3 protein-coding genes and 1 pseudogene are annotated in these 9,992 nt (G+C 73.3%); 2 read left to right on the forward strand and 2 right to left on the reverse strand.

The features are described 5' to 3' along the window. Positions 1-20: 20 nt before the first annotated feature. The gene (locus ACZ63J_RS03315; protein WP_465399951.1) at positions 21-1,433 is read right to left on the reverse strand and encodes a class I adenylate-forming enzyme family protein; all 1,413 of its coding nucleotides are present in this window, start codon (positions 1,431-1,433) and stop codon (positions 21-23) included. A 19-nt stretch (positions 1,434-1,452) separates the two neighbouring features. Beyond that, positions 1,453-3,141, reverse strand: a complete 1,689-nt coding sequence (locus ACZ63J_RS03320) for a flavin monoamine oxidase family protein (protein WP_465399950.1) — start codon at positions 3,139-3,141, stop codon at positions 1,453-1,455. A gap of 352 nt (positions 3,142-3,493) precedes the next feature. Here ACZ63J_RS03320 and ACZ63J_RS03325 point away from each other — a divergent pair. Beyond that, positions 3,494-9,760, forward strand: a pseudogene (locus ACZ63J_RS03325) (SDR family NAD(P)-dependent oxidoreductase); the annotation flags it as partial. Further along, positions 9,760-9,978: a hypothetical protein gene (locus ACZ63J_RS03330; protein WP_465341177.1), complete on the forward strand. Its 219-nt coding sequence runs from the start codon at positions 9,760-9,762 to the stop codon at positions 9,976-9,978. The pseudogene ACZ63J_RS03325 and the gene ACZ63J_RS03330, both read left to right, overlap by 1 nt. Positions 9,979-9,992: the final 14 nt, after the last annotated feature.

A 9,992-nucleotide genomic window follows, 5' to 3' on the forward strand; every position in this document is an offset into this window, starting at 1 on the left:
ACCCAGTTTCGGCAGGAGGTTCAGAGCTGTTCGGCGACGGCGAACCGTTCCAGCTGCTGGCGGTCGGGTTTCCCGTTGCGGTTCAACGGGAACTGCTCGGTGACGAGCACGCGGTTCGGCTGCTCGGCCGGCGGCAGCACCCCGTTGATCCGGTCGCGCCAGTACCGCGGGTCGCGCAGGGCGTCGTCCTGGACGACGAACACGAGGCTCGACCCGCGCCGCTGGTCGGGCAGCGCGACGATCTTCGCCGAGCAGCCCCCTTCGGCCAGCCGGTGCTCGATGACGTCCGGGTGCAGGGTGTGCCCGTTGCGGTGCACCGCCCGCTTGCGGCCGACGACGAACAGGTTCCCGTCCGCGTCGAGCAGCCCGAGGTCGCCGGTGGCGTACCAGCCGCGGTCGACGGGCCGGATGCGCCCGGCGCCGTCGAGGTAGCCCTCCATCAGGTCGGGGTCGAGCACGAACAGCTCGCCGACCTCGCCGGCGGGCAGCACGGTGCCGTCCTCGGCGCGCACCTCGACCTCGAGGCCCTCGACGACGTGCCCGCAGCCGTGCGGGTTCTCGAGGTTCGCGAAGGCGACGTTGCCCATCTCGGTGCTGCCGTAGCTGTCGAGCAGCGTCAGGCCGAATAGCTCCTCGCCCTGCTCGACGACGGCTTTCTCCAGCGGCGCCGCGCCACTGCACAGCATCCGCACCCGGCCGAAGTCCTCCTTCAGCGCCGGGCGCTTGGTGATGATGTTGAACAGGCTGCGGTAGGTCGACGGCGTCGCGTCGACGACCGTGGCCCCGGCCCGCCCGGCCAGGCGCAGCGCCCGGTCGGGGCGCCGGTAGGGCGCGATCACGAACTCGCAGTCCCGCAGCCACGCGATGAGCACCATCGACAGGCCGTACTGGTGGTTGAACGGCAGCAGCGGCAGCAGGACGTCACCGGAGTGGTGCCCGACGAGGTCGGCGTTGCGCTCCAGGTTCTTCAGGAACTTCGCGCCGTTCTTCGCGACGCCCTTGGGCACGCCGGTCGAGCCGGACGACCACATCACCAGGCTGTCGGGCAGCTTCTCCCACGCGTCGAAGCGCAGGTGGACGTCGTCCGGGACGCGGTCCGCGGCGGCGACCATGATCTCGTAGGTGAACGCCGAAGGCGCGTCGGCGGGCATCGGCGCGTCGTCGTCGACGACGGCGAGTACGACCCCGGACGAGGCGATCGTCTCGGCGGTCCGGTCGGCGTGCTCCATGTGGTCCACCAGCACGATGGACGCGCCGACGTGCATCAGCGCGAGCAGGACCGTCAGGTAGCCCAGCGTGTTCTCGGCCTTGAGCAGCACCCGGTCGCCGGAGCCGACCCCGCGGTCGCGCAGCACCTCGGCCACGCGCAGCGCCTGCTGTTCGAAGGCCGCGCCGCCGGTGACCGCGTCGGGGGAATAGATCTTCGCGAACATGGGAAGTCCTTTCCGCTGGTCAGTCGAGGCTCACCGGGGCGATCTCGTCGAAGACGTCACCGGGACCGGGGTTTTCCGGGTGTGTGCCGCCGCCGAGGTGCCCGACGACGCCCCAGACGGCGTTCAACGCCGTGGTGACCGCGCTCTCGGAGAACCCGGCGATCCACGCGACGTCGTCGCCGGCCAGGAAGAACCCACGGTGGTCCGGCGCGGTGTCCCGCTGCATGAACTGGGTGAACAGCCGCCGCTGGTAGCGGTAGCTGCCGGGCAGGCACGACTTGAACGCGCCCTTGAAGTGCGGCTGGGTCTCCCAGGTGATGGCGATCGGCGGGCCGATCATGTGCGAGCGGATGTCGACCCCGGGGTAGATCTTCGCGAGCGCGTCGAGCATGACGTCGAGGCGCTCCTCGGCGCCCAGGGACGCGACCTTCAGCGAGTCGTCGTTCCAGGTGTAGGACAGCAGCATCACACCGGGCTCGTCGGGGCCGTTCTCGATGAGGTAGACCCCGCGCGGGAAGCGGTCGGTGAGGGTGGTGCTCATGACGTCGCGGCCGGTGGCCGGGTCCTGGTCGAGCCAGAACGGGCGGTCGGTGATGACGAACAGCTTCGACGCGCCCATGTAGTGGGTGCGCTCGAGCGCGGTCCACACCGGCTGGGGCAGCAGGTCCTCGTCGGCCTTCATGCCGGAGAGCAGGTTCCAGTTCTGCGCGGCGAAGATCGCCGCCGGGTAGGTGCGCACGCCGCGGCCGGAGTCCTCGATCGTGAACCCGCGGCCGGTGCGGTCGATCCGCACGACGCCGGGACGCGGCTCGCCGCCGTGCAGCTTCGCCAGCGACGTCCCGACCGGCCAGTACTCCAGGTCGGCCGGCTCGTCGGCCCACAGCCCGAGCGGCAGCTGCTGGCAGCCGCCGAGGATGCGGTGGTGCTCGTCGCTGGTGTCGGTGGCGATGACCCGCAGGATCTCCAGCGCGGAGTTGGGGAAGTCGGTGTCCCAGCCGCCGCAGCCGAAGCCGACCTGGCCGAAGATCTCGCGGTGCTCGAAGGAGGAGAACAACGGGGACGAGGTCAGGAAGCCGTAGAACGACTCGTTGTCGAACTTGGCCACCAGGTGGTTCCACAACGCCTTGATGGTCGCGAAGTCGCGGCGCCGGATGGCGTCCTCGAGCAGCGACATGTCCGCCTGCTCCTGCAGGGTCTTCGTCCAGGCGTCGTTGACGTCCCGGTAGACCGCCGGCAGGTCGGCCGACGTGCGGGCCCAGTGGCTCTCGCCGTGCAGGTTGATCACCGTGCTCGGGGACGCGGCCGAGAGCGGGTTGGGGAACGGCGTGGTCTGCAGCCCCAGCTTGTCGATGTAGTGGAAGAGCGTGCCGGCCGACGGCGGGAAGCGCATCGCGCCCAGCTCCGCGACGGCGTCGGGGTACCCGTCGAGGGTGACCGAGCGCATCCGGCCGCCGAGCTGCTCGGCTTCGTAGATCACCGGCTTCAGGCCGAGCTTCATCAGCTCGTAGGCGGCCACCATCCCGGACAGCCCGCCGCCGATCACGGCTACCTCGGTGCCGTGCGCGTGCTCCGGCACGCGGCCCAGACCGGCGGGGTGCTTGACCCAGTCGTCGTAGGCGAACGGGAAGTCGGGACACAGCATGCTCGCCGAACCCGCCTCGGCCCGCAGGCCGGGCCGTGTGCGTTCTTCAACGGGGGACATGGTCATCGGCGTTACCTCCGGCTCGGGTTCTGGCGTCGCGCGGGCATCCCGTGGCCGGCCACGCCGCCGGGAAGGGATGCCTTCGCTGTCGCCGGACGCGGCCTGTGCGGCCACGGGTCTCGGCGCTGAAATCCGGTTCGCCGAGGGCCACGTTATCGATTCCGCGCGCCGGCGCTCGGATACCTTTTCCACTCCCCGCCCACGGCCCGGAAACTCCGCGCCGGTTACCGGGGCGTGGAACAGTTCCCCCCGGCCGGACGCAGGGGCGTCGCTACCTTGACCGGCGAGACCCCTGTGCCGGCGACCCGAGGTGGCGAGTGCGCGCATGAGCGAGCTTGCGAGTGAATCATCCAACACTGCGCGGCTGGAAGGCCGGCCACGGCCCGAGCGGCGGCGGACGCTGCTCGGCCTGGTGCGGCGCGCGACGGCGGCGGTGCTGGACGGGCCGGCGCCCGCGGCCGGCCGCACGTTCGCCGACCTCGGCTTCGACTCGCTGCTCGCGGTGCGCCTGCACGAGCGGCTGAGCGCCGAGACCGGCGCCGACCTGCCGGTGACGCTGGCCTACGACCACCCCGGGCCGGAGGCGGTCGCGGACTTCCTCGACGAAACGCTGTACGGCGGTGGTTCCGCGGCGGCTGCGTCGGTGTCCACAGGGGACACCGCGGAGCCGGTGGTGATCGTCGGGATCGGCTGCCGGTTCCCCGGCGGCGCGCACTCCCCGGCCGACCTGTGGTCCATTGTGGACGACGGCAGGGACGTCATCTCCGAGTTCCCGGACGACCGCGGCTGGGACGTCGACGGCCTGTACGACCCGACACCGGGCACGCCGGGCCGGACTTACGTGCGCCACGGCGGTTTCCTGCACGATGCCGCCGAGTTCGACGCCGGCTTCTTCGGTGTCTCGCCGCGCGAGGCGCTGGCGATGGACCCGCAGCAACGCCTCGTCCTGGAGACGGCGTGGGAGGCTCTGGAGCGCGCCGGGATCGACGCCGGGAGCCTGGCGGGCAGCCCGACCGGGGTGTTCGTCGGCGCCGAGCCGCAGGAGTACGGCACCCGGCTGGCCGACGCGCCCGACGGCCTCGACGGGCACCTGCTCACCGGCAGCGCCCCGAGTGTCGTCTCCGGCCGGATCGCCTACACCCTGGGCCTGCAGGGGCCCGCGCTGACCGTCGACACCGCGTGCTCGGCGTCGCTGGTGGCGGTGCACCTCGCCGTGCGGGCGCTGCGGGCCGGCGACTGCAGCCTGGCGCTGGCCGGCGGGGTCGCCGTGCTCGGCACGCCGGGGCCGTTCGTCGCCTTCTCCCGCCAGCGCGGCCTGGCCGCGGACGGCCGCTGCAAGCCGTTCTCGGCCGCCGCGGACGGGACGGCGTGGGCCGAAGGCGCCGGGATGTTCGTCCTGGAACGGCTTTCCGACGCCCGCCGGCACGGCCACCCGATCCTCGCCGTGGTCCGCGGCAGCGCGGTGAACTCCGACGGCGCGTCGAACGGCCTCACCGCGCCGAACGGGCCTTCGCAGCAGCGCGTGATCCGGGCCGCGCTCGCCGACGCCGGACTGTCCACTTCGGACGTGGACGTCGTCGAGGCGCACGGCACCGGCACCACCCTCGGCGACCCGATCGAGGCGCAGGCCCTGCTGGCCACCTACGGCCGCGACCGCGCCGAGCCGCTGCGGCTCGGTTCCGTGAAGTCCAACCTCGGGCACACCCAGGCCGCGGCGGGCGCGGCCGGCGTCATCAAGCTGGTAGAGGCCTTCGGGCACGAGTGGCTGCCCCGGACCCTGTACGCGGAGGTGCCCACCCCGGCCGTCGACTGGACGGCCGGCTCAGTCTCCCTGCTCACCGAGCCCGTGGCCTGGCCGCGCGGGGAGCAGCCGCGGCGCGCGGCGGTGTCGTCGTTCGGCATCTCCGGCACGAACGCCCACCTGATCCTCGAAGAGCCGCCGCTGCCGGAGCCGGCCGAGCCCGAGCCGCTGGTGCCGTCGCCGATCGTGGTGGCCTTCTCGGCCGCCGACCCGGACGCGCTGCGGGCCCAGGCCGAGCAGCTCGCGACCGTCGACGCGCACCCGGCCGACCTGGCCTTCTCCCTGGCTCGCTCCCGCGCGACCCTGCCCGAGCGCGCGTTCGTCGTGGCTCCCGACCCCGCGGGCCTCGCCGACGCGCTGACCGCGTTCGACGAGCGTGTCCTGCGGGGCGGCCCGCTGCCGGAGGCGGCGGACCTCGCCTACCTGTTCACCGGCCAAGGCGCGCAGCGTGTCACGATGGGCGCCGAGCTGTACGACGCGTTCGACGTCTACGCCGACACGTTCGACGAGGTCTGCGCGCACGCCGACCTCCAGCTGGACGTCCCGCTGCGGGACGTCGTCTTCGGGCGTTCGGAGCTGCTGGACCGCACCGACTACGCGCAGCCCGCGTTGTTCGCGGTGGAAGTCGCGCTGTACCGCCTGCTGGAGAGCTGGAGTGTGACCCCGGCGTACCTGTGCGGGCACTCGGTCGGCGAGTTCGCCGCCGCGCACGTGGCCGGGGTGCTTTCGCTGGCCGACGCCGCGATGCTGGTCACCGCGCGCGGCCGGCTCATGCGGCAGCTGCCCGAGGGCGGCGCGATGGTGTCGCTGCGGGCGTCGGAAGAGACGGCCCGCGCCCTGCTGGCGGGCCACGAGGACCGCGCCGGGATCGCCGCGGTCAACGGCGACGAAGCCGTTGTCCTTTCCGGTGACACCGAGGTCCTGCGCGCCGCGCTCGCCGGCTTCGACGGCAAGACGAAGTGGCTCAACGTCAGCCACGCGTTCCACTCGCCGCTGATGCGGGACATGGTCGGGGAGTTCGGCCGGATCGCGCGCCTGGCCGACTACCGGCCGGCCGCACTGCCGATCGTCTCGACGGTCACCGGGGAGATCGGCGGCCACGACACCGCCGACTACTGGATCCGGCACGTCGAGGCCGCCGTCCGGTTCGCCGACGCCGCCCGCACGCTGGGCGCGGCGGGCTGCGGCACCTACCTGGAGCTGGGCCCGGACGGCGTGCTGTCCGCGCTGGTCGACGCCGGCGTCGCCCGGCCGCTGCTGCGCCGCGACCGCCCCGAGGTCCCCGAGCTCCTCGCCGCGCTGGGCACCGCCCACGTGCGCGGGGTGGACGTCGACTTCGCCGCCCTCGCCCCGGGAGGGCGGCGGATCGACCTCCCCACCTACCCCTTCCAGCGGTCGCGGTTCTGGCTGACGCCGGGTTCGGCCGCGGACGCGCGCGGGCTGGGCCTGCGGCGCGCCGAACATCCGCTGCTGGGCGCGGTCGTCCCGGTCGCCGACGGCGACACCGTCTTCACCGCGCGGCTGTCGGCCGCCGACCAGCCGTGGCTCGCCGGGCACCGCGTCGGCGGTGAGATCCTCTTCCCGGGCACGGGTTTTCTCGAGCTCGCGCTGCACGCCGGAGCCGAGACCGGCTGCCCGGCCGTCGAGGAGCTGACCCTGGGCGCGCCGCTCGTGCTCTCGGCTCCCGCCGAGGTCCAGGTGGTCGTCTCACCCGAGGAGGGCGGCCGCCGCACGCTCACCATCCACTCCCGCCCCGAGACCGCCGACGACTGGACCCGCCACGCGACCGGCACCCTGGCCGAGCTTTCACGTGAAAGCTCGGGATCGGTGCCGTGGCCGCCGCCGGGGGAGGCCAGGGAGCTGGACTACGACAACCTGCCCGGTTTCGAGTACGACGGCGTTTTCCGTGGTTTGCAGGCCGCGTGGGTGGACGGCGACGACGTCTACGCCGAGGTTTCCGTGCCCGAAGGCGGTTTCGGGATCCACCCGGCGCTGCTGGACTCCGCGCTGCACGCGCTCTTCCTGCGGGAGTCCGCCGAGTCCGCGGGCGGCCTGCCGTTCTCCTGGTCCGGGGTCCGGCTGCACGCGAGCGACGCGAAGTCGCTGCGCGTCCGGCTGTCGTTCCAGGCCGGCGACACCGTGTCGCTGGTCGCGGCCGACGACGCCGGCGAGGTGGTGCTGAGCGTCGACGCGCTGGTCGTCCGGCGGCCCGCCGCGCGGAGCCGGGAGCTGCCGTCCGGGCTGTACACCGTGGACTGGGTTCCGGTGCGGGCGGCGGAGCCCGTCGAGCCGGCGGCCCTGCTGACCGTCGAGACGGACGGCGACCCGGTCACCGCCACCCATCGGGCGACCACCCAGGTTCTCGCGGCGCTCCAGGACCGGGTGACGCGCGACGAGTCCACTTTGGTCGTCCACACGCGACAGCAGGACCCGGCCGCTGCGGCGGTCTGGGGCCTGGTCCGCAGTGCCCAGGCCGAGCACCCGGGCCGGTTCGTCCTGGTCGAGGGTGACCTCGCCGACGTGCCCCTGGCGGTCGGCACCGGCGAGCCGCAGGTCGCGGTGCGCGACGGCGTCCCGCTCGTGCCGCGGATCGCCGAAGCGGGCGGAGTTCTCCTGCCTCCCGAAGGACCATGGCGGCTGGACAAGGCCGGTGAAGGCACGGTCGACCACCTGGTCTTGACGGACGCCGACGAGCCGGAGCTGGGCCCGCTCGACGTCCGCATCGCGGTGCGCGCCGCCGGGCTGAACTTCCGGGACGTGCTGAACGTCCTCGGCATGTACCCCGGTGAGGCCGGGCCGCTCGGCTGCGAGGTCGCCGGCACCGTCCTCGAGACCGGCGCCGCGGTCACCGACCTCACGCCGGGCGACCGGGTGATGGGCATGGTGCACGGCGGCATCGGCCCGGTCGCCGTCGGCGAGCGCCCGATGCTCACCCGCGTCCCGGACGGCTGGACCGACGAGCAGGCCGCGACCACTCCTCTGGTGTTCCTGACCGCCTACTACGCCCTCGTTGATCTCGCCGACCTCCAAGCGGGGGAGTCGATCCTCGTCCACTCCGCGGCCGGTGGGGTCGGCATGGCCGCGACCCAGCTGGCCCAGCACCTGGGCGCCGAGGTCTACGGCACGGCGAGCGAGGGCAAGCAGCACGTCCTGCGCGCGGCCGGGCTGGACGACGACCACATCGCGTCCTCCCGCACCCTGGAGTTCGAAGAGCGGTTCAGCGGCATCAACGTCGTGCTCAACGCCCTGGCCGGGGACTTCGTCGACGCGTCGATGCGCACGCTGGCGCCCGGCGGGCGGTTCCTCGAGATGGGCAAGACCGACGTCCGCGAAGGCCCCGGCTACCGGGCGTTCGACCTCATCGAGGCGGGCCCCGAGCGGACCGCGCGGATCTGGGACGCGCTCACCGAGCTGTTCGCCGCCGGCGCCCTGACCCCGCTGCCGGTGCGGACCTGGGACGTCCGCGAGGCCCGGGAGGCGTTCCGGTTCCTGAGCCAGGCCAAGCACATCGGCAAGATCGCCCTGACGATCCCGCGCGCGCTCGACCCCGGGCGGACCGTGCTGGTCACCGGCGGCACCGGCGGGCTGGGCGCGCTCGTGGCCCGGCACCTGGTGACGACGCATGGCGCGCGGAAGCTGCTGCTCACCAGCCGCCGCGGCCCGGACGCCCCGGGCGCGGCGGAGCTGCGCGCCGAGCTGACCGGGCTGGGCGCGCAGGTGGACGTCGTGGCCTGCGACGTCGCCGACCGCGACGCCGTGGCCGCGCTGCTCCAGGACGTCGACCTCACCGGCGTGGTGCACACCGCCGGGGTGCTCGACGACGGCATCCTGACCTCGCTCACCCCGGAGCGCCTCGCCGGGGTCCTGCGCCCCAAGGCGGACGCGGCCTGGCACCTCCACGAGCTGACGAAGAACCACGATCTCGCCCTGTTCGCGCTCTATTCGTCGGTGTCCGGCACCGTCGGCTCGGCCGGGCAGGCGTCCTACGCGGCCGCGAACACCTTCCTCGACGCGCTCGCCGGACACCGGCGGGAGCAGGGCTTGCCCGCCGTCTCGCTGGCGTGGGGCCTGTGGCGGGAAGGCATGGGCAGCGGGCTGGCCGACACCGACGTCGACCGCATGGCCCGCGAAGGACTGCCGGCGCTCACCGCGGAGACCGGGCTGAAGCTCTTCGACGCCGCGCTCGCCGGCGGCTTCACCACCGTGCTGCCGATCGAGCTCGACCGCGCCGCGCTGCGGGCCCACGCCCGCACCACCGAGGTCGCGCCGGTGCTGCGGGGCCTCGCGAAGGTCACCACCCGCCGGGCCGTGACCACCGCACGCCAGGAGACCGGCCTGCGGGAACGGCTGGCCACACTGCCGGACGACGAACGCCGGAGTGTCGTCGTCGACCTCGTGCGGCACAACGCCGCCGCGGTGCTCGGCCACGAAGCGGGCGGCGCGATCGACCCGGCCCGCGCGTTCAAGGACCTCGGCTTCGACTCGCTGACGTCGGTGGAGCTGCGCAACCGGATGAACGCCGTCACCGGCCTGCGGCTGTCGGCGACCGCGGTGTTCGACCACCCGACCGTGGCCGCGCTCGCCGCGCACCTGCTCGCCGAGCTCGCACCACCGGAGGTGGACGCCGCCGACGCGGTGCTCGCCGAGCTCGAGCGCCTGGGGACCCGGCTGGCGGCCGTGGCCGACGACGGGCGGATCGCCGCACGGCTGCGGCAGCTGCTCGACGGCGTCACCACGACCGGGTCCGACGTCGGCGGCCGGCTCGAGGACGCCAGCGCCGACGAAGTTGTCGACTTCCTCGCGACCGAGCTCGGGATCTCCTGATGGCGGAGAAGGACGTCGAGCGGGTGCGGGCGGAGATCGACGCGCTCGGCAAGAGCCTGCGCGCGCTGAAACCCAAGGAGCGCAAGAAGGTCGCCAAGCCGCTGAAGAAGCTGCTGCTGGAGTACGCGTCCGCGGACGGCGACAAGGAGTTCGACGACCTGCTGTTCGACGCCGCCGTCGACAAGGTCTTCGACTTCCTCGCCGACGAGATCTTCTGACCACAGTGAGGGAA

Source organism: Amycolatopsis sp. NPDC104863 (assembly GCF_055582965.1).